The sequence below is a fragment of the Streptomyces sp. ISL-98 genome, assembly GCF_018614055.1.
In the GTDB taxonomy this organism is placed as follows: Bacteria; Actinomycetota; Actinomycetes; order Streptomycetales; family Streptomycetaceae; genus Streptomyces; species Streptomyces spiramyceticus.
Map to the genome: position 1 here is coordinate 513,184 of NZ_JAGGPB010000001.1, position 19,328 is coordinate 532,511.

Annotated in this window: 16 protein-coding genes; 11 read left to right on the forward strand and 5 right to left on the reverse strand. The window is 70.8% G+C overall.

From position 1 onward, the window contains the following. The first annotated feature begins 17 nt into the window (after nucleotides 1-17). Together glnII and J7I98_RS02345 are read left to right on the forward strand one after the other, a co-directional pair. Complete coding sequence (gene glnII, locus J7I98_RS02340) at nucleotides 18-1,058, forward strand: glutamine synthetase (protein ID WP_214915322.1); 1,041 nt, start codon at nucleotides 18-20, stop codon at nucleotides 1,056-1,058. 316 nt (nucleotides 1,059-1,374) lie between these two features. Continuing rightward, nucleotides 1,375-1,944, forward strand: a complete 570-nt coding sequence (locus J7I98_RS02345) for a winged helix-turn-helix domain-containing protein (RefSeq protein WP_214915331.1) — start codon at nucleotides 1,375-1,377, stop codon at nucleotides 1,942-1,944. A 19-nt stretch (nucleotides 1,945-1,963) separates the two neighbouring features. On the opposite strand, the gene J7I98_RS02350 is transcribed toward J7I98_RS02345, so the two are convergent. The 3 genes from J7I98_RS02350 to J7I98_RS02360 all read right to left on the reverse strand — a co-directional run bounded on the left by J7I98_RS02350 (nucleotide 1,964) and on the right by J7I98_RS02360 (nucleotide 5,519). Continuing rightward, complete coding sequence (locus J7I98_RS02350; RefSeq protein ID WP_214915744.1) at nucleotides 1,964-3,043, reverse strand: mechanosensitive ion channel family protein; 1,080 nt, start codon at nucleotides 3,041-3,043, stop codon at nucleotides 1,964-1,966. Nucleotides 3,044-3,311: 268 nt separating this feature from the next. Then, a complete protein-coding gene (locus tag J7I98_RS02355) occupies nucleotides 3,312-4,757 on the reverse strand; it encodes a PepSY domain-containing protein (RefSeq protein ID WP_214915338.1) in 1,446 nt (481 codons plus the stop codon). A gap of 78 nt (nucleotides 4,758-4,835) precedes the next feature. Further along, nucleotides 4,836-5,519, reverse strand: a complete 684-nt coding sequence (locus J7I98_RS02360) for a hypothetical protein (RefSeq protein ID WP_251019943.1) — start codon at nucleotides 5,517-5,519, stop codon at nucleotides 4,836-4,838. A 206-nt stretch (nucleotides 5,520-5,725) separates the two neighbouring features. On the opposite strand from J7I98_RS02360, the gene J7I98_RS02365 reads away from it, so the two are divergent. Then, the gene (locus J7I98_RS02365; protein ID WP_214915340.1) at nucleotides 5,726-6,988 is read left to right on the forward strand and encodes a sensor domain-containing protein; all 1,263 of its coding nucleotides are present in this window, start codon (nucleotides 5,726-5,728) and stop codon (nucleotides 6,986-6,988) included. Next, a complete protein-coding gene (locus J7I98_RS02370; protein WP_214915342.1) occupies nucleotides 6,973-7,632 on the forward strand; it encodes a response regulator transcription factor in 660 nt (219 codons plus the stop codon). The genes J7I98_RS02365 and J7I98_RS02370 overlap by 16 nt, the downstream gene beginning before the upstream one ends. Nucleotides 7,633-7,698: 66 nt before the next feature. Here J7I98_RS02370 and J7I98_RS02375 read toward each other — a convergent pair whose 3' ends face one another. Then, complete coding sequence (locus J7I98_RS02375; protein ID WP_214915350.1) at nucleotides 7,699-8,157, reverse strand: MarR family winged helix-turn-helix transcriptional regulator; 459 nt, start codon at nucleotides 8,155-8,157, stop codon at nucleotides 7,699-7,701. Between the two features lie 72 nt (nucleotides 8,158-8,229). Here J7I98_RS02375 and J7I98_RS02380 point away from each other — a divergent pair, with 72 nt between their 5' ends. Together J7I98_RS02380 and J7I98_RS02385 are read left to right on the forward strand one after the other, a co-directional pair. After that, nucleotides 8,230-8,802 carry a carboxymuconolactone decarboxylase family protein gene (locus J7I98_RS02380; protein ID WP_251019944.1) on the forward strand — a complete coding sequence of 191 codons (573 nt, stop codon included), beginning with the start codon at nucleotides 8,230-8,232 and terminating at the stop codon, nucleotides 8,800-8,802. Nucleotides 8,803-8,962: 160 nt separating this feature from the next. Then, nucleotides 8,963-10,540, forward strand: a complete 1,578-nt coding sequence (locus J7I98_RS02385; protein ID WP_214915352.1) for a DUF1996 domain-containing protein — start codon at nucleotides 8,963-8,965, stop codon at nucleotides 10,538-10,540. A 68-nt stretch (nucleotides 10,541-10,608) separates the two neighbouring features. On the opposite strand, the gene J7I98_RS02390 is transcribed toward J7I98_RS02385, so the two are convergent. Next, entirely contained in the window at nucleotides 10,609-11,070 is a 462-nt protein-coding gene (locus tag J7I98_RS02390; RefSeq protein WP_214915355.1) for a hypothetical protein, read from the reverse strand. A gap of 194 nt (nucleotides 11,071-11,264) precedes the next feature. Between J7I98_RS02390 and J7I98_RS02395 the strand changes: the two genes are divergently transcribed. The 5 genes from J7I98_RS02395 (at nucleotide 11,265) to J7I98_RS02415 (ending at nucleotide 19,327) form a co-directional block, all read left to right on the forward strand. Further along, a complete protein-coding gene (locus J7I98_RS02395) occupies nucleotides 11,265-14,417 on the forward strand; it encodes an alpha-N-acetylglucosaminidase (RefSeq protein ID WP_214915366.1) in 3,153 nt (1,050 codons plus the stop codon). An 88-nt stretch (nucleotides 14,418-14,505) separates the two neighbouring features. Further along, on the forward strand, nucleotides 14,506-16,476 hold the full coding sequence (locus J7I98_RS02400) for a hypothetical protein (RefSeq protein WP_374225057.1): 1,971 nt from the start codon (nucleotides 14,506-14,508) through the stop codon (nucleotides 16,474-16,476). An 88-nt stretch (nucleotides 16,477-16,564) separates the two neighbouring features. Then, nucleotides 16,565-17,476, forward strand: a complete 912-nt coding sequence (locus tag J7I98_RS02405) for a metal-dependent hydrolase (RefSeq protein WP_214915371.1) — start codon at nucleotides 16,565-16,567, stop codon at nucleotides 17,474-17,476. A 1-nt stretch (nucleotide 17,477) separates the two neighbouring features. Beyond that, a complete protein-coding gene (locus J7I98_RS02410; RefSeq protein WP_214915373.1) occupies nucleotides 17,478-18,557 on the forward strand; it encodes a PDR/VanB family oxidoreductase in 1,080 nt (359 codons plus the stop codon). 35 nt (nucleotides 18,558-18,592) lie between these two features. After that, the gene (locus J7I98_RS02415; protein WP_214915375.1) at nucleotides 18,593-19,327 is read left to right on the forward strand and encodes a TetR/AcrR family transcriptional regulator; all 735 of its coding nucleotides are present in this window, start codon (nucleotides 18,593-18,595) and stop codon (nucleotides 19,325-19,327) included. Nucleotide 19,328 lies beyond the last annotated feature (1 nt).

Below are 19,328 nucleotides of genomic sequence, written 5' to 3' on the forward strand. Positions count from 1 at the left end.
CGCAAAGGATGGCGTCCGTGACCTTCAAGGCCGAGTACATCTGGATCGACGGCACCGAGCCGACCGCCAAGCTTCGTTCCAAGACGAAGATTCTGCCGGGCTCTGCCGCAGGCGTCGACGAGCTGCCCATCTGGGGCTTCGACGGATCCAGCACGAACCAGGCCGAGGGTCACGCGTCCGACCGCGTACTCCAGCCGGTCTTCTCCTGCCCGGACCCGATCCGCGGCGGTGACAGTACTGGTGACGTACTCGTCATGTGCGAGGTCCTCAACATCGACATGACGCCGCACGAGTCCAACACGCGTGCGCTGCTGCGTCCGGTCGCCGAGCAGTTCGCCGCCCAGGAGCCGATCTTCGGCATCGAGCAGGAGTACACCTTCTTCGACGGCACCCGTCCGCTCGGCTTCCCGGTCAACGGCTTCCCGGCCGCGCAGGGCGGCTACTACTGCGGCGTCGGCTCCGACGAGATCTTCGGCCGCGACATCGTCGAGAAGCACCTCGACCACTGCCTCACCGCCGGCCTGGGCATCTCCGGCATCAACGCCGAGGTCATGCCCGGTCAGTGGGAGTTCCAGGTCGGCCCGCTGGCGCCGCTGGAGGTCGCCGACCAGCTGTGGATCGCCCGCTGGCTGCTCTACCGCACCGCCGAGGACTTCAACGTCTCCGCGACCCTCGACCCCAAGCCGGTCAAGGGCGACTGGAACGGCGCGGGCGCGCACACCAACTTCTCGACGAAGGCGATGCGCGAGGGCTACGACGCGATCATCACCGCGTGCGAGTCGCTGGGCGAGGGCTCGAAGCCGATGGACCACGTCAAGAACTACGGCGCGGGCATCGACGACCGTCTGACCGGTCTGCACGAGACCGCCCCGTGGAACGAGTACAGCTACGGCGTCTCGGACCGCGGCGCTTCGGTCCGTATCCCGTGGCAGGTCGGCCAGGACCAGAAGGGCTACATCGAGGACCGCCGTCCGAACGCGAACGTCGACCCGTACGTCGTGACGCGGCTGATCGTCGACACGTGCTGCACCGCGATGGAGAAGGCCGGCCAGGTCTGATCCGCCGAGCTTGACGAAGGGGGCGCCCGCCGGTCCGGTGGGCGCCCCCTTTCGCGTACCAGGGTGCGGGACGGGTCTGCTGCCGACGGCGTGCATCTGGTTCAATAGGGCTCATGGGCAGCTTCCGGGACACCGCGACAGGTCGTAGCGACCTCCAGCCGTTCTGGCCTTCCCGTCAGCACCACGACTTCGACCGGGTGTGTTGTCGCGCGACGAACGCGCGGGCCCTCTAAAGCCGTTCACACCGGTCTTCGGCCAGCGCGCACGACGTAGTACGTCCCTCGACGACTCCTCCGCGCGAAAGAGCTGACCTCTCATGGCGAACACCCGTACCTTCACCGCTGCCGTCCCCCAGCCTCCGTCCGTCGTCGGCCGTCATCGGCTGCGCGCCGTCGACCGGGACGAGGTGGTCCGTAACAGCAGGCCGTTCGATGTGGCGGACTTCCTGCCGCCGGGCGCCACTTGGCTGCCCGCGCCCCAGCACACGCTGCCCACGCTGCCGGGTCAGCCGCCGATGATCGGCTACCTCGTGCTCGTACCGGCCGATCAGCAGCCTGCTGTTCTCACTGGCGAAAAGCCCGCGGAGTCCGGGGACTTCGGGCCGGTGCGGATCGACGGTGTCCAGCGCACCGCCGCCGTCGACGGGCGGACGCTGGACCTGACGTATCTCGAATTCGAGCTGCTCGCGCACCTGGTGGCGCATCCCAACCGGGTGCACACACGCGACCAGTTGGTGACCACCGTGTGGGGTTACGGGCATGTGGGCGACGGCCGGACCGTAGACGTCCACATCGCCAGGCTGCGGCGCAAGCTGGGGGCCGAACACCGCGCCACGATCCAGACGGTGCGGCGGGTGGGTTACAAGTACACCGTTCCCGCGAACTGAGTACGAGCCATCACGCGCGCTACCGCACCGGCTCCGTCGCCTCGCGCTGGTGCGGTATCGCCATCGGCGCCTCGCCCTGCTGCACTGTCACGGTCCGCTTCGGGGCGGGAACCCTGATGCCCTCGGCCCGGTATCGCTGGTGCAGGCGCTTGATGAACTCGTGCTTGATCCGGTACTGGTCGCTGAACTCGCCGACGCCGAGGATCACCGTGAAGCTGATCCTGGAATCGCCGAACGTGTGGAAGCGGACGGCCGGTTCATGGTCGGGGACCGCGCCGGTGATGTCCGTCATCACGCTCTCCACGACCTCGGTCGTGACCCGCTCGACGTGTTCGAGGTCGCTGTCGTAGCCGACTCCCACCTGGACCATGATCGACAGCTGCTGTTCCGGCTGGCTGAAGTTGGTCATGTTGGTGCCGGCGAGCTGTGCGTTGGGGATGATCACCAGGTTGTTCGACAGGTTGCGCACCACGGTGTTGCGCCAGTTGATGTCGACGACGTAGCCCTCTTCGCCGCTGCTGAGGCGGATGTAGTCGCCGGGCTGCACCGTCTTCGCGGCGAGGATGTGCACGCCCGCGAACAGATTGGCCAGCGTGTCCTGCAGCGCGAGAGCGACCGCCAGACCGCCTACGCCCAGCGCCGTGAGCAGCGGCGCGATGGAAACGCCGAGGGTCTGGAGTACGACGAGGAAGCCCATGGCAAGCACCACGACGCGCGTGATGTTGACGAATATGGTGGCGGAACCGGCCACTCCCGACCTGGACGTCGCCAGGGACTGCACCAGACCGGCGATCACCCGGGCCGCCGTGAGGGTCCCGGCGATGATGAGCAGGGCCGTCAGCGCCGTGTTGACATTGCGTCCGGTCGTGGGGGTCAGTGGAAGCGCTGCCGCGGCCGCCGCGGCGCCGGCTGCCACCGCTGCCCAGGGGACCAGGGTCCGCAGGGCGTCGACGATGACGTCGTCTCCGCCCCACCGCGTCCTGCTGGCCCGTTCTCCCAGCCACTTCAGGGTCGCGCGCAGGAGCAGGCCTGCCGCGATGCCGACGGCCACCGCGATTCCGGCGACGATCACGTCGTGCAGTGTGAGGGCCCGGTACATGTAGGTGTCTCCCGTGGTCCGATAGGTGCGCGGTCGTGGCGCGGGCGTACGGGCGAGGTCCTGCACGGACGAGGTCCGACGCCGTCCGACGCCGTCGTCATCCTGCCGCATGCGGCCGGCCGGGTCGCAGGTGCCCCCACCTGGGCCGTTCCCTCAAGTTCGGCTCGCACGGGCGCGGTTCGGCGCCCACCGGCGCCCAGCGGTCCGGCCTGCCGCATGCGCGGGGCGGGGAGGCCGCCCGTAACCGGACAGCCTCCCCGCCCCTGCCTCAGGCCGTCGTCCGCGTGCGGGCGCGCGTCACCATGCCCAGCACCGCGTCCACCACCAGGAACACCAGCAGGCTGATGCCCAGCAGCGGTACGAACCAGCCGACCAGGGCCGTGACCGCCGCCAGCGGCAGCAGTGCCGTGACCGGCACCTTGCGCCAGGCGCCGCGCGGCATCGGCCGGCCGACGCTCAGCCTGCGCTCCTTCGTCGGCCTGCGCAGCCACCACATGCGGTAGCCCCAGACGATCAGCATGATCAGGGCGAACGCGAGGGCCGCCAGGGCCAGCTGGTTGGCGAGGCCCAGGAAGAGTCCGGTGTGGGCGTCGATCCCGAACCGGGTCAGCTTGGCGAGCAGCGGGTAGTCGGCGAAGCGCAGTTCGTCCATGACCTTGCCGTCGGCCGGGTCGACGGCGACCGAGTCGAGGTGGACCGGGAACTGCTTGTCGGTCTCCTTGACGACGTAACCGCTGCCGTCGGCCGGCAGGATCACCGAGAGCTCGCCCCCGATGCCGGCGGCGCGGGCGGACGCCAGCGCCTTGTCGATGCCGACATCCATCCCGGTCATGGCCTCGCCGGGACCGGCGTCGCCGTGCCCTGCGTGTTCGCCGCCACCGTCTCCGGCGCCCTCGGACAGCGCAGCCGAGACCACCGGGGTCGCGCCGCCGAGCTGGTCCTGAACGGCGCCGATGTTCTCGCCCGCGTACCGGGACCAGGTCAGGCCGGTCGCCGAGAGCAGTACGAGCCCGAGCACCGCCCACATGCCGATCGTGCCGTGCCAGGACATCGTCCTGCGCCGGCCGGCGGTCCCGCGCCGCGAGGGCACAAGCAGGCCGCGGACCCCGCCGCGCTGCGAACGCCTGCGCCCGACCCACAGCGCCACGCCGCCGAGCGCGACCACCCACAGCCAGCTGGCGGCCAGTTCGCTGTAGTAGCGGCCGAGGTCACCGAGGTGGAGGTCGCGGTGGAGTTCGTCGAGCCAGGTACGCAGCGGCAGGGCGCCACCGCTGAGGCTGGTCAGCTCGCCCCGTACCTCCGCGGTGTACGGATTGACGAAGACGGCGAGCGGCTTGCCCTCCTCGACCTCGGGCGTCGTCATCAGCACCCGGGTCGTGGCGCCGTCCTGCGCCGAAGGCCAGACGGCGGTCACGGTGCCCTCGGGGTGGGCCTCGCGGGCGGCGGCGAGCTGCTCGCCGAGCGGTACGGAGCGGTCGCCGACCGGGACTTCCAGCTCATGGCTGTAGATGAACTTCTCGGCCTGGAAGGAGAGCGAGTAGAGCAGCCCGCTGACGGCGGCGATCAGCAGGAGAGGGGCTATCAGCACGCCCGCGTAGAAGTGGATGCGCAGGACGAGGGGGCGCAGGGCGCCCCAGGTGCTTCGGCGCTCGGCGGCTGCCGGAGCGTCGGCGTCCGTTCCTTGTGCGGGCTGTACGGGGTCGTCAATGGCCATGGCTGTCCTCGGAGTTGTCGACTGGTGACATGGGGGCATAGAGCCCGGGGCATGGGAATCGGCCCCCTGGTCACTCGGTCAGACAGAGGAAAGCGTGGGGGCCGTGGCGCGGGGTACGGATCCCCACGGCGGCCCGCGCCGCGACAGCGTGTGCGCGAGTACGACGCCCAGCACCGGGCGGTGGGCCGTGCGAGGCCCGCGCGGCCGTGCGCGGTGCGGCGGTTCGGGGACGCGTACGACGGCGAACAGCAGCCGCAGCGGAGTGAAGGCGAGCGCGCCGATGGCGTGCGCGAGCTTGAAGAAGGCCGCTTCGCCGCGCGCGAGCCACAGTCCGCAGAGGAGCGCGGCGGCGAGGTGGGCGCCGGTCATCGCAAGCGACGAGCCCTGGGCCTGGATCTGGGCCTCGACCTGCGCCTGGACCTGGCCGGCGCCGGCCGCCATCGCCATGGTCTCCGGGTCCATCGGCGGCATGTGGGCGACGGGCATCCGGTGGTGGCCGCCGTCCGCGCCCTGCGCCGTACCGAAGATCAGGTGCAGTGCGCCCTGTACGGCGAGGAGTCCGCCGCCGACGGCGAAGATCCCGCGCCGCCGACGGCCCGCGCTCCAGGCGAGGCCGCCCGTTACCGCGAAAGCCGCCAGCAGTCCCGAGACCGGAACTTCATGACCAGACATGAACGAATGCCCCACAGCGGACACAATGACGCAGACCGCCGCGAAGAGTGCGGCTCGCAGTGCGCGCATCGGCGACCGGGCGTCCGTCATGGTCCGCTCATGTTGCCATCCCGGCGGTCCCGGTGGGGTCATAGGTGCAGCACACAGCTGGGTGGCAGCGGTCGCGGGGTGCCGTACGGGGGTGGTGCTGGGTACACCCCGGGACCGGGGGCCGGGCCCAATGCCTCCGCCGGGTCCACCGGCAAGACTGTGGGACATGCCCGGCGGACGGGCCGCCGATGAGAGGGTTGACCACCATGATCGCGACGAAGATACGCAGCGCATTCCTGGCAGCGGTACGAGGACTGGCCCTCTCGGTCGTTACGCTCGCCGGCTCGATCACGCTGTTCGTGTTCACGGTCGTCTCGCTCTCGCTCATCGTGATCGGCATCGGCCTCTTCACCACCCCCGTCGTGCTGACCGGGCTCCGTGCGTACGCCAATCAGCGGCGGCTGTTGGCGGCCAAGTGGTCGGACGTGCGCATCCCCGTCCCGTACCGGCCGATGCCAGCCGACCTGCACTCCGGCATCACCGGCCAGGTCGAGCGGTGCATGCTGATGCTGAAGGACCCGGCGACCTGGCGGGACGTCCTGTGGCTGCTGAGCGACATGACGGCGGGCTTCGTCACGGCGGTGGTGCCCGCCGCGCTGTTCCTGTATCCGGTCGAGAGCGTCGTACTGGCCGCGGGCCTGTGGCGGGCGTTCACCGACGACGCGTACTGGTACGGCTTCGTCCCCGTGGACAGCCAGGCGACGGCCCTCCTCGCGCTCGCCCTGGGCTGCGCGACCTTCGCCGTGTCCCTGCGCCTCACGCCCGCCCTGATGCGCGTCCACTTCCTCCTCACCAAGTCGCTGCTCGCCCCGACCAGCGAGATGACGCTGGCGCAGCGCATCGACCACCTCACCGAGACGCGGCACGACGCCGTCGACACCTCCGCCGCCGAACTGCGCCGCATCGAGCGGGACCTGCACGACGGTGCGCAGGCCAGGCTGGTCGCCATGGGCATGAACCTCGGCACGATCGAGGCGCTCGTCGAGAAGGACCCGGCCCAGGCCAAGAAGCTCCTCGCGATGGCCCGCGAGTCCTCCGCGGAAGCCCTGACCGAGCTGCGCGACCTGGTGCGCGGCATCCACCCGCCGGTCCTCGCCGAGCGCGGACTGGGCGACGCCGTACGGGCGTTGGCGCTGCGTCTGCCCATCGAGACCGAGGTGACGGTGGATCTGCCGGGCCGCGCGGAGGCCCCGGTCGAGTCGGCGGCGTACTTCGCGGTCAGCGAGGTCCTGACGAACGCGGTCAAGCACTCCGGCGCCGACCGTATCTTCGCCGACATGCACCATGCGGACGGCATGCTGCGGATCGCCGTGACCGACAACGGGCAGGGCGGGGCGGCCGTCGGGGCGGGGTCGGGGCTGAGCGGCATCGAACGCCGGCTCGGTACATTCGACGGCATCCTGGCCGTCAGCAGTCCCGCGGGCGGCCCCACCATGGTGACCATGGAGATCCCTTGCGAGTTGTTCTAGCCGAAGATCTCTTCCTGCTCCGCGACGGCCTGGTGCGCATGCTCGAAGCCTTCGACTTCGAGATCCTGGCCGCCGTGGAGACCGGGCCCGAACTCACCAGGGCCCTGGCCGAGCTGGAGCCGGACGTCGCGGTCGTCGACGTCCGGCTTCCGCCGTCCCACACCGACGAGGGCCTCCAGTGCGCCCTCGAGGCCCGCCGCGCCCGACCCGGACTGCCGGTGCTCGTACTGTCCCAGCACGTGGAGCAGCTGTACGCCCGCGAGCTGCTGGCCGACGGCAACGGCGGCATCGGCTACCTGCTCAAGGACCGGGTCTTCGACGCGGAACAGTTCATCGACGCCGTACGCAGGGTGGCGGCCGGCGGCACCGCGATGGACCCGCAGGTGATCTCCCAGCTCCTCTCCCGCCGCTCCCAGGACAAGCCGATGGGCGGGCTGACGCCGCGTGAGCGGGAGGTCATGGAGCTGATGGCGCAGGGCAGGTCGAACGCGGCCATCGCGGGCCAGCTCTTCGTCACGGAGCGGGCGGTGGCCAAGCACACGTCGAACATCTTCGGCAAGCTCGGCCTGCCGGTGTCGGACGACGACAACCGCCGGGTGCTTGCCGTACTGGCGTACCTGGACCAGGGCCAGAACGGCGTTTAGGGGGTGTCCGGTCCATTTCCGGCGACGCCGCGGAGATCGACCGGGACACCCCCTAAACGCCGGAATTCAGGAGCCGAACCAGCCTACCGCGTCCAGCCGGAAGCCGCCGCCCGGCACCATCGCGCGCAGGTCGGCCTCCAGCGCACCGACCCGCTGCTCGCCGAGTGTCTCGACCCAGCGGGCGCGCAGCCGGTCGAAGATGGCGGCCGATCGCGTCAGTACGTCGACTCCGCGCGGCGTGAGTCTGACCAGCTTGCGCCGCCCGTCCTCGGGGTCGTCGGCCCGTTCGACGTATCCGAGCCGCTCCAGGCGCTCGACGGTCTTGCCCGCGGCCTGTTTGGAGACGCCGAGCCGCCGGCCCAGTTCACCGGCGGTCGCACCGCCGGGCCCTACGGCCTGGAGGGCGAAGCCGTGCGCGGGGCGGACGTCCGGGTGGCCCTGCTCGGCCAGTTCGGCGTGCAACTCGTCGATGAACGAACGGAATCCGGCGAACAGCAGGAGCGGAAGTTCGTAGCCCTCAGCCATTGCGCAACTCGACAACTTCGTTTACGTTTTCGTCAATCACGTTGTCGAGTTTACCTCAGGAGAGCCCGCCGCATGTCAGAGACCCAGCCGTTCCCGTTCCCCGACCACACCGTCGACACCGCCCCCGCCGCCGCACGCCGCTCCATGGAGGCGACGACGAAGCGGCTGGGCTACTTGCCCGCCCCGGTCGCCCGCCTGGCCACCTCCCCGCACCTGCTCGACGGCTTCCTCAGGCTCAGCGCGATGTTCGAGTCGACCACCCTGGACCCGCTCTCCCGCGAGACCGTCATCCTCACGATCGCCACACGCAACGGCTGCGAGGTCTGCGTGGCCATGCACACGGCGAAGCTGACCTCGCTGGGCGCCGACGCCGCCCTGATCGAGGAACTGCGAGGACGGCAGCCGCTCAGCGATGAACGGCTGGAAGCGGTACGGCAGTTCACGCTGGAGGTGCTCGCCACCACGGGAGCCGTCGGCGACGGGCCCATGAAGTCCTTCCTGGCTCAGGGCTACACCGCACAGAACGCCCTCGAGGTGGTCATGGGCATCGGCGTCTACACGATGTCGACCCTTGCCAACCGGATGACCGGCGCTCCTCTGGACGAACGGCTGGCGCCGTTCGCCTGGGACGAGCCCACGGCCTGACGGTCTTGTACGTCGGGTTCCGTCCCCCTTTGCGAATGTAGATTTCTACAAAACCAGAAGGCGTTTGAACGCGCCGCGAACCACGTCCGTATGGGACGGAGCGCTTCTCCCCTGCCGGGACCCCCCTTACCTTCACCCGGCAACGAAGCAGAGGAGTTCCATGCGACGCGCATCACGAAAACGATCCACGCTGGCGAGCCGGGCGATTGCCGCATCGGCCGCTCTGATCCTGGGCGGGGGTGGACTGGTCGCCGTCAATGTCTATGCATCTGCGGGAGAAGGCTGGTCCGGACCCGACAGCGGTCAGACCGGTCAGATCGAGAACACCGGCCAGCAGATGTCGACCATTGACTGTCCGGAGGTGGCGAACGACCTGACCGAGGTACCCGATTCGGTGCGCCAGGAAGTCGACCAGGAGCTGGCGGCTCTCGACTCGCAAATCACGGACGCGTACAAGCAGTTCGCCGATTCCTGGAAGCAGATCGCCCAGGATCCGAACTATGCGGAAAACGCCATTCTCCAACCGCTGGAGGACAAGCGGCTGGCGTCCACCGACCGTATAGCCACCGCCATTGACCGCGAGGGCGAGCGCCCCCAGGGCCTCGAAAGCCTCTCGGCCTGCACACTCCGCGCCGACGACAACGGAGGGGCCGGCGAGGACGGGCAGGTTGACGGAGGCCAGGACGGCGACGGTCAGGTCGATGGCGGCCAGGAGGACGGGAACCAGGGTGACGGCGATCAGAACGACGGCCAGGATGGCGGCCAGGATGGTGACCAGGGCGACGGTCAGGGCGATGGCCAAGGCGACGGCCAGGGTGACGGCCAGAACAACGGCAACGGCGGGCAGGCCGGCAACGGCCCGGCCGCCGACGACTTCGTCGACATCCAGTCCGTCCAGCCGAACGTCCAGCAGCCTCGCAACCAGGGTGGCGCTTCTCGCGGTACCTTCACCACCGATTGCGGGCGGAACGAGAACGGAAAGTTCAATCCGGACAATGTCATCGTCGCCCCGGGTGTGAGCAATGGCGCGCACCATATGCACGACTACGTCGGCAACCAGGCCAATGACGCATTCGCAAGCGACGACGACCTCGCCCGCGGCAACACGACCTGCCGGAATCAGGGCGACAAGTCGACGTACTACTGGCCCGTCCTGCGCCTGCAGAACGGCCAGAACGAAAATGACGCCAACGCGGACGGCGGCGGCAAGGACAGCAACGTAGGAGAGATCCAGACTCCGTCGGAGGTCTCACTGAAATTCGTCGGAAGCCCCGTCAGCAAGGTCACGGCCATGCCGCGCTTCCTGCGGATCATCACCGGCGATGCCAAGGCATTCACCAATGGTGACGCCAACGCCAACGCTTCCTGGAGCTGCACCGGATTCGAGGACCGCCAGCTCAAGGACAAATATCCGATCTGCCCCGAGGGCAGCCAGGTGGTCCGTACATTCAATTTCCAGAGCTGCTGGGACGGGCAGAACACCGACAGCGCCAATCACCGCACCCATGTGGCGTTCGCTGACGAAAACGGCAGCTGCCCGAACGGATTCCGCGCCATTCCCCAGCTGGTCCAGCGGATCGTGTACGACGTTCCTCCGGGGCCGGGATTCGCCGTCGACTCGTTCCCCGAGCAGCTCCACAAGGCGGGCACCGACCACGGCGACTTCATCAACGTCTTCAACAGCCGGCTGATGCAGAAGGTGGTGTCCTGCGTGAACGACGGCCGTCAGTGCACCTAGCCACAGCCACCGACGGTCCGGCCGCCGCCCCCTAGCAGGCGGCGGCCGGACCCCCAGAACCTGCGCGGTCAGCTCCCGTGGTGACCGGAGTGCTCCTCCTCGTTCCCCCCACTGCCACCCTCCCCAGAGTGGTGCGAGGAAGTCTCCACGGTCCCGCCGAGCTGGCCGCGCAGCGCTGTGACCACCTTCTTGTCGCCCACGGCGACCCACTTCCTGCCGACCAGGTACGCACCGCCGTAGTCCTTGGCCTCGTTGATCCATTCGCGCTGACCGCGGTCGGTCGCGAAGGTGGCCAGCACATACCGGCCGTCACCGGTCTTGCAGTTCGCCTGACGCAGCTCTTCCGCGTCCGTCTGGATGTTCGGCTCGCACTCCACCTTCTTCGCGAGCTGCTCCAGGCTGCCCTTCGCCGTCTCCGGCACGGGCTTCTTGTCATCGCTGTTTCCACCGGCGCCGCATCCCGCGACGAGCAGGGCCAGAACGGCTGTGGCGGATGCGGCAGTTGCTGTACGTCGGCCTTGGTAGCGCATGGGGACATCGTGCCGTGTACGGCCATGCGGTGGGGCGTGAACCAACACATCGCGCGCCCCATTGCTGCACCCCCGCGCCGTCATTAACGTGCGATCCGTACTCCCCTGTCGCCCCGTCAGGACTGCACTGAGTCCGCTACCGAGCCGTACTGAGCCGCTGCTGAGCCCCCCACGAGCCTCACCGAGGAGCGCCGATGACCGAGCACCCGTCGCGCCGTACGCTGCTGAGCACCGCTGGAGCCATCGGCGTAGGCGCCGCGATCGGGGGACAGGCACCGGCCATGGCAGCACAGAACCCCGGCATCAGCCGCGACAGCCGCAACGGCGCCGAAGCCCCTGACGCCACAGCCCCCGCCCGCGCCGCCCTGGAGCGCCTGCTCCCCCGCCACGCCGACCAGTTCCGCCTCAGCGCCCTCGAGAGCGGCAGCGGGGCCGAGCGATTCCGGGTCGACGGCGCCACAGGCCGTATCGATGTCGCGGGCACCAGCCCCGCCGCCACGCTCACCGGCGTCCACTGGTACCTCAAGTACGTCTGCGGGGCGCACATCTCCTGGTCCGGCACCCAGCTCGACCTCCCGCAGCGGCTGCCCGCGCCCCGCGCGCCCCTGGAGCGCTCGGCCACCGTCCCGCACCGCTTCGCGTTCAACGACACGCACGACGGCTACACCGCGCCGTACGCCGACTGGGCCCGCTGGGAGCGGCTGATCGACGTACTCGCGCTGCACGGCTGCAACGAGGTGCTGGTCACCACCGGCCAGGAGGCCGTCTACCACCGGCTCCTGAAGGACTTCGGCTACAGCGACACCGAGGCCCGCACCTGGCTGCCCGCCCCCTCCCACCAGCCCTGGTGGCTCCTGCAGAACATGAGCGCGTACGGCGGCCCGCTCTCCCCCGAGCTCATCGCCACACGCGCCGCCCTGGGCCGCCGCATCACCGACCGTATGCGCGAGCTCGGCATGGCGCCCGTCCTCCCCGGCTACTTCGGCACCGTCCCCGACGGCTTCGCCGCCCGCAACCCCGGCGCCCGCACCGTCCCGCAGGGCACCTGGTCGGGCCTGAAGCGCCCCGACTGGCTCGACCCGCGCACCCCGTCCTTCCGCAAGGTCGCCGCCGCCTTCTACCGCCACCAGTACGAACTTTTCGGCCCCGTACAGCACTTCAAGATGGACCTCCTCCACGAGGGTGGCAGCGCGGGCGACGTGCCCGTCACGGAGGCCGCCCGCGCCGTCGAGACCGCCCTCCAGACGGCCCGGCCCGGCGCCACCTGGATGATCCTCGGCTGGCAGACCAATCCCCGCCGCGAGCTGCTCGCCGCGCTCGACAAGAAGCGCCTGCTCGTCGTGGACGGGCTGTCCGACCTCGACCGGGTCACCGACCGGGAGAAGGACTGGGGCGGCGCCCCGTACGCCTTCGGCACCATTCCCAATTTCGGCGGCCGTACGACGCTCGGCGCCAAGACCCAGACGTGGACCGAGCGTTTTACCGTCTGGCGCGACCGCCCCGGCTCCGCCCTGGCCGGCACCGCCTACATGCCGGAGGCCGCCGAGCGCGACCCGGCCGCGTTCGAGCTGTTCTCCGAGCTGGCGTGGCGGCGCGAGGCGGTGGACCGGGAGGAGTGGTTCCAGGGGTACGCCGACCTGCGCTACGGCGGCCGCGACGCCGAGGCCCGCGCCGCGTTCGCCGCGCTGCGCGACACGGCGTACCGCATCACCAACCGCGACGGCCGCCCGCACGACTCGGTCTTCGCTTCCCGCCCCAGCGTGTCCGCCACCTCGGGCACCTACTACGCGACGCACGCTCCCTCCTACGACCCGGCGGCCTTCGACAAGGCCTTCGGCGCGCTCATCGGCGTACGCGCACCACTGCGCGGGAGCGACGCCTACCGCTACGACCTGACCGACCTGGGCCGCCAGGCACTCGCCAACCGCTCCTGGCACCTGCTGCCGCAGCTGAAGGCGGCGTACGGGCGGAAGGACGTGAAGACCTTCCGCGCCCTCTCCTCCCTCTGGCTGAAGCTGATGCGGCTGAGCGAGGACATGACGGGCTCTCACCAGGCGTTCATGCTCGGTCCGTGGATCGAGGACGCGAAGCGCCTGGCGCCGACCGAGGCCGAGGCGGAGCAGCTGGAGCGGACGGCCCGTGTCCTGGTCACGACGTGGGCCGACCGGCCCAGTGCGGACGGCGGCCGCCTCGCCAACTACGCCAACCGCGACTGGCAGGGCCTCATCGGCGACTTCCATCTGCCGCAGTGGCAGGCGTATCTGGAGGAGCTGGAGGACGCGCTCGTCGCGAAGCGTGCGCCGAAGCCCTTCGACTGGTACGCCGTCGAGGAGCCGTGGACGCGCGAGCGCAAGGCGTATCCGCTGCGTCCGCCGAACGACGCGTACCGTACCGCCCGCCGCGTCCAGGACGTCCTCGCCCGCGCGCCCTACCAGGGCGCGGTCACCGTCACCGCCGAGCCGGCCGTCCTCGCGCCCGGCGGCTCCGCCCTGGTCACCGCCGCCTTCCGCAACGTCAACGGGCTGCGCGCCACGGGCCGCGTCGACTTCGCCCTGACCGGCGCGGCGGCCGAGCCGGACGGCCCGACGTTCCTGCCGTCCGTCGAAGCGGCGGGCACGGGCGCGGTCGCCTGGCAGGCCAAAGCCCCTGCGGGGCCGCTGCCCCGCCCGCTCGTGCCGATGCCGTACGAACTGAGCACGACGTACGGCCCCCAGGGCGAGGCCCCCGTAACCGCCGTCCAGGAGGGCGTCCTGTACGTCGCCGGGCCGCTGGGCGCGGGCTGGCGCACGTACACCAACAACGCGGCGGTCTTCGGGGAGCTGGACGGCCGGTACGCGATCAATGGGGCGGGCCAGGACCTGTGGAAGACGACCGCCGAATTCGGGGCGCTGTACCGGGAGGGGGCGCTGCGGGAGGGGAGCGGTGGCTCGGTGACCGTGCGGGTGGATGCGCAGGAGGGGACGGGGGCGTGGGCGCGCGCGGGGATCGCGGTCCGCAACAGCTTGTCGACGCAACCCGGCTCCCCCGGCTCCCTGGGGTTCCTCAACCTCGCCGTCACGCCGGAGAACGGTGTGGTGCTGTCGTACGACACGAACGGCGACGGCACGGTGGACGCCTACGAGCGCATCGCCGGCATCAAGGCACCGGTGCTGCTGCGGCTGTCGCGCGCGGGCGATACGTACACCGGCGCGTGCTCCACGGACGGCGGGACAACGTGGCGCACGGTCGCGACGGTGGGCGTGGCGGGCGCTACGGCGGTGCAGGACGCGGGGATGTTCATGAGCGCGTCGCACGGAGGGAGTGGGGTGCGGGGGACGGTGGAGTTCAGTGGGTGGCTGGTCGGGTGAGAGGGGTGGTGGTGGGGGGGACCCGGGCCCGCCTGGGTCCACGTCCACCCCGAGGTGACCATCCGACCATTCGCTCGTTTTGCTGAACGTGCGCCCACAGGATGTCATCAACCGCCCTGGCCCAGACCCCATCGATGTCGAGCAGGCCGAAGCCGCGCTCGTCGAGCACTACCCGCGGCTCGTCCGCCTGGCGTACCTGGTACTGCCGCCGCACCTCGGCCGCAACCGCCGTGTACTGACCGCTCATTCGCTCGTGCAGCGCTCGCTGCCGCGCAGCCGTACGCCGGGGGTCTCCGCAGGCATTCCGCTGCCGCGCCGCACGGAGGGCGCATCGGACGGTCCGGGGTACGCGTACGTGCGCCAGCGGGTGCTGCGCCAGGCGCTGGATGCCGGGCTTCCGTTGCGCCGCAGGGCCTGGCCCAAGCGGGCCCAGCTGCCGCCGCTGCTGCCGCAGGTGTGGGGGCTGCGGCTGTTCCCGCGCTCCGGCGGAGCCGATGAACTCTCCCTGGACCAGCGGCTTTCCGCTCTGTCCGGGCCTGCCCGTGCGGCGTACGTACTGCGCGGTCTGGAGCGGATGCAGGACGCGGAGGTGGCGCAGGTCCTCTCCGCCGCCGGGACCGTCGACCCGCACGCGGCGCTCGCCGAGGCGGACACCGTGGAAGCACCCGGCAGCGCCGCGAACGGGGCGAAAGCGGCGGCCGCCAACATCGCCGCGCTCCTCAAGTCCGCCGAGTTCGACCCCTGCTCCCTCCAGGCCAGGCCGACCGACCTCATGCGGCGCAGGCAGCACGCGAAGGCCGCGCTCGCAGCGACGGCGGCCGTGCTGGTGTGCGGGGCGCTGGTCGGGCTGCCGGGCGACGGCTGGGGCGCCGATGGGGCGGCCGCGCCTTCGTACGCCCGTAACCCGGCCGCCGAGCGGGCTCTCGACCCGGCGAAGACCGTCCGGGTGGCGCCCGACGTCTGGAAACAGTCGTCCCGTACCGACTTCTCCGTCTGGCCCACCCGGGGCAACCTCGCCGACGACGAGGCCCTGTTGCGCCGCGCCCTCGCCGTCTGGTCCAGGCCCGGCCCCAGCGTGCAGTCCTCAGCCACCCCCGCCACCCCCGCGGGCCCGCCGATGGGCCCGCCCCAGCTGCTCTTCGCGGGCGACGTCGACCAGGCGAGAGTGGTGCTGCTGTACGACGGTCTGCGCGTCGTCCGCTACGCCGAGCCGCAGGACGGCACGGCCGGCGCTGCGCTCGACTTCGCGCGCGTCGACGGCGCGGACGCGGCTGCGGCGAGCGCCTTGGTGGTCGGCCGCACCGTCGGCAATGTCCGCTATCTGACGGCTCCCTGGGTGCGCAAGGCGTCCGTACGGGACCTGCTCGACCCGGCCGGGGAGCCGTTGCCGCTGGCCCGTACACGGGACGGCGTGACGGACCCGCTGAACAGTCCCGCGCAGGCGAGCGACTGCGACTCCTGGGACGCAGTCGAACTGCGCGACGACGGGGGCACACGACTGATGACCGACCTCGGCGAGCTGGCCCCGGCCCGGCTGACGTCGGGCCCGCCGTCCGCGCCGCGCGATGTCACCGGCGCGAGCGAGCGGGCGCGCTGGGCGCGTACGGCCTGCCTGCTGCCGACCGTGCGCTCGCACGGCGTACGCAGCGTGAACTCCTGGTCCTTCGCCAAGCAGACCCTCCCCGAGGGCAACGGCACCGCCGACTGGCTGTGCACGCGCGCGGAGACGTGGCGGGGCACCGGCAGCCGGGTGTTCGCACAGTTCCAGGCGCCGTCCGCGCAGAAGGGGGCACCGGGGGCGGTGGCCGCGCGCGCGGAGCACTCGCCGGCGTGCGGGGTCCGGGATCCGCGGGTGCTCGCGGGCGTGCTGTGGAAGTCGCGGGGCGGCAATTGGTACGTCCTGGCCGCGGGCAGCAAACAGTTCACGTCGGTCACGGCCTCGGGCGGCGTCGAAGGCACCGCCGAGGGCAACCTGCTCGCAGTGCGGGCGAAGGAGGGGGCGCAGGCGGAGCTGGACGGGCGTGTGGAGGGCGGTGCGCGGGTGGGGGCGCTGCGGTAGGGGGTGCGGATGCGGGTGGGGTGCGGGTGGGGAAAGAACTCCCTGCACGCACCTATGCCGAGGTCGTACCCGTCAGTACATTGACGCCATGTCTAATACGCAGCAGGGGCCGGCCCCCGTCGCGTCCGAGCGGACGCCCCTCAAGGCCCGCAAGGTCTCCTTCGAGTGGGACGACACCCCTCTCCACTGGATCCCCGGCGACCCGTTCGCCACGCACACCATCAACGTGCTGCACCTGCTGCTCCCCGCGGGCGAACGCTGGTTCGTGCACGTCTACAAGCAGGTCCTGCCGTACATCCACGACGACGACCTCCGCGCCGACGTCATCGGCTTCATCGGCCAGGAGGCCATGCACTCCCAGGCCCACGACGACGTACTGCCGCACCTCAAGAAGCTCGGCCTCGACCCCACGCCGTACACCGCCCAGGTCGACTGGCTCTTCGAGAAGCTCCTCGGCGACCGCACCCTGCCGCCCGGCAAGGCACGCAAGTGGTGGCTGATGGAGCGGGTCGCGATCATCGCGGCGATCGAGCACTACACCGCGTTCCTCGGCGACTGGGTCCTCAACGCCGAGGCCCTCGACCGGCGCGGCGCCGACCCGACGATGCTCAATCTGCTGCGCTGGCACGGCGCGGAGGAGGTCGAGCACCGGTCGGTCGCCTTCGAGCTGTTCATGCACGTCGACGGCAGCTACCGGCGGCGGGTCAGGACCTGGGCGACCGCGTTCACCGCCCTGGTGTTCCTCTGGCAGCGCGGCTCGCGGTTCTTCATGGAGAACGACCCGACGCTCCTCGAAGGCAAGGCCACCCTGAAGGACCTCGTACAGCGCGGGCGGCAGGGCGTACTGCCTGCCACCGGTGACATCGTCCGCTCCGTCCCGCGCTATCTCAGCCGCACGTACCACCCGTCCCAGGAGGGCAGCACGGCCCAGGCCGTTGCCTACCTGGCCGGTTCCCCCGCCGCGGCCGCCGCCGAGAACCGCACGACCGGAGGTTCCTGACATGCCCCGCGTACGTACGCTCGTCCTCGCCACGGGAGCCGCCCTCCTGGCCCAGCGGGCCATGCGCCGCCGGATCAGGCGCTCCCCGCTGTGGCCGCTGCCGGCGCTGGAGAACCCCGTCTCCGGAACCCGGACTCGCGCGCAATCCCTTCGCCTTCTCGTCACCGGGCGCACCGAACCGGCCGTCGGCGTCGTGGAATTGCATCTGGAAGCCCTGGACACGGCCGACCTCCCCGCCTGGGAACCCGGCGCGCACGTCGACCTGGTCCTCCCGTCCGGCCACATACGCCAGTACTCGCTGTGCGGCGACCCGGCCGACCGGAGTACGTACACCCTCGCCACCCGCCTCATCGAGGACGGCAGGGGCGGTTCACGCGAGGTCCACGAGCAGCTCCACGAGGGCTCGGAGGTCGAGATCCGCGGCCCCCGCAACCGCTTCCCCCTGAACCTGACCGATGCCCAGGCCCCTGCCTACGTGTTTGTCGCCGGCGGCATCGGCATCACCCCGATCCTCCCGATGCTCCGCGCCGCCGACGCCGCGGGCGTCGACTGGAAGCTCCTCTACGGCGGCCGTACCCGCGCCTCGATGCCCTATGTCGAAGCCGTCGAGAAGCTGGCCGCCCCCGAGCGCGTGACGATCGTCGCCGAGGACGAGGACGGGCTGCCCGACCTGTCCGCGCTCCTCGCCGGCACCCCCGAGGGCACCGCCGTCTACTGCTGCGGCCCCGAGCCCCTGATGGCCGCCGTCACCGAAATCCTCCCCGCCGGCCGCACCCTCCACCTGGAACGCTTCGCCCCCGCCACCCTTTCGGGCGGCACCGGCTCCTTCGAGGTGGAACTCCGCCGCACGGGCCGCACAGTGACCGTCCCGCCCGACGGTACGGTCCTGGCGGCCGTCCGCCCGGAGGTCCCCAACGTCTCGTACTCCTGCGAGCAGGGTTTCTGCGGTACGTGTCAACAGCGCGTACTGGAGGGCGAGATCGACCACCGCGACGAACTCCTGACCGACTCCGAGCGCGACGACTCCATGCTGATCTGCGTCTCCCGCGCGCGCGGCAACCGTCTCGTCCTCGATCTGTAACTGGCGTCCTGCGCGAGGCCCGTTACGCTGCTCGTATGACGACCGGGGTACGCCGAAGGATGGGCGTCGAGGAACGCAGGCAGCAGCTGATCGGTGTCGCGCTGGAGCTGTTCAGCCACCGCTCGCCCGACGAGGTGTCGATCGACGAGATCGCGGCCGCCGCGGGCATCTCGCGGCCGCTCGTCTACCACTACTTCCCGGGCAAGCAGAGCCTGTACGAGGCCGCTCTGCGGCGGGCGGCCGACGAGCTGGCGGGCCGGTTCGTCGAGCCGCGCGAAGGGCCGCTCGGGGCGAGGCTGCTGCGGGTCATGGGCCGGTACTTCGACTTCGTCGACGAGCACGGCCCCGGCTTCTCGGCGCTGATGCGGGGCGGGCCCGCCGTGGGTTCGTCGAATGCGAACGCGATGATCGACGAGGTACGGCAGGCAGCGTACGAGCAGATCCTCGCGCACCTCGACGTCGACGCCGTCGCGCCCCCGCCCCGGCTGGCGATGGTCGTGCGGTCGTGGGTCTCGCTGGCCGAGTCGACAGCGCTGATCTGGCTCGACGGACGGGTGATCCCGCGCGCCGAGCTGGAGTTGCAACTGGTGCACGACTTTGCGGCGCTGGCGGCGGTGAGTGCGGCGTACGACGACGAGATGGCGGGGATTCTGCTGCGCATCGTCGCGGCGGAGCCGGACGACGGGCCGTTCGGGGAGCTGATCGCGCGGCTGGTGGCGTTGGGGCCGGGGCTGGAGAGGGTGCCGAGTCAGCGGCCGCCGACGCCTTAGC

Excerpts from the sequence above, each read along its gene's own strand:
- J7I98_RS02345 (WP_214915331.1), top strand. The coding sequence starts at position 1,375 with ATGGCGAACACCCGTACCTTCACCGCTGCCGTCCCCCAGCCTCCGTCC.
- J7I98_RS02350 (WP_214915744.1), bottom strand. The coding sequence starts at position 3,043 with ATGTACCGGGCCCTCACACTGCACGACGTGATCGTCGCCGGAATCGCG.
- J7I98_RS02355 (WP_214915338.1), bottom strand. The coding sequence starts at position 4,757 with ATGGCCATTGACGACCCCGTACAGCCCGCACAAGGAACGGACGCCGAC.
- J7I98_RS02360 (WP_251019943.1), bottom strand. The coding sequence starts at position 5,519 with ATGACGGACGCCCGGTCGCCGATGCGCGCACTGCGAGCCGCACTCTTC.
- J7I98_RS02365 (WP_214915340.1), top strand. The coding sequence starts at position 5,726 with ATGATCGCGACGAAGATACGCAGCGCATTCCTGGCAGCGGTACGAGGA.
- J7I98_RS02375 (WP_214915350.1), bottom strand. The coding sequence starts at position 8,157 with ATGGCTGAGGGCTACGAACTTCCGCTCCTGCTGTTCGCCGGATTCCGT.
- J7I98_RS02380 (WP_251019944.1), top strand. The coding sequence starts at position 8,230 with ATGTCAGAGACCCAGCCGTTCCCGTTCCCCGACCACACCGTCGACACC.
- J7I98_RS02385 (WP_214915352.1), top strand. The coding sequence starts at position 8,963 with ATGCGACGCGCATCACGAAAACGATCCACGCTGGCGAGCCGGGCGATT.
- J7I98_RS02390 (WP_214915355.1), bottom strand. The coding sequence starts at position 11,070 with ATGCGCTACCAAGGCCGACGTACAGCAACTGCCGCATCCGCCACAGCC.
- J7I98_RS02395 (WP_214915366.1), top strand. The coding sequence starts at position 11,265 with ATGACCGAGCACCCGTCGCGCCGTACGCTGCTGAGCACCGCTGGAGCC.
- J7I98_RS02405 (WP_214915371.1), top strand. The coding sequence starts at position 16,565 with ATGTCTAATACGCAGCAGGGGCCGGCCCCCGTCGCGTCCGAGCGGACG.
- J7I98_RS02410 (WP_214915373.1), top strand. The coding sequence starts at position 17,478 with ATGCCCCGCGTACGTACGCTCGTCCTCGCCACGGGAGCCGCCCTCCTG.
- J7I98_RS02415 (WP_214915375.1), top strand. The coding sequence starts at position 18,593 with ATGACGACCGGGGTACGCCGAAGGATGGGCGTCGAGGAACGCAGGCAG.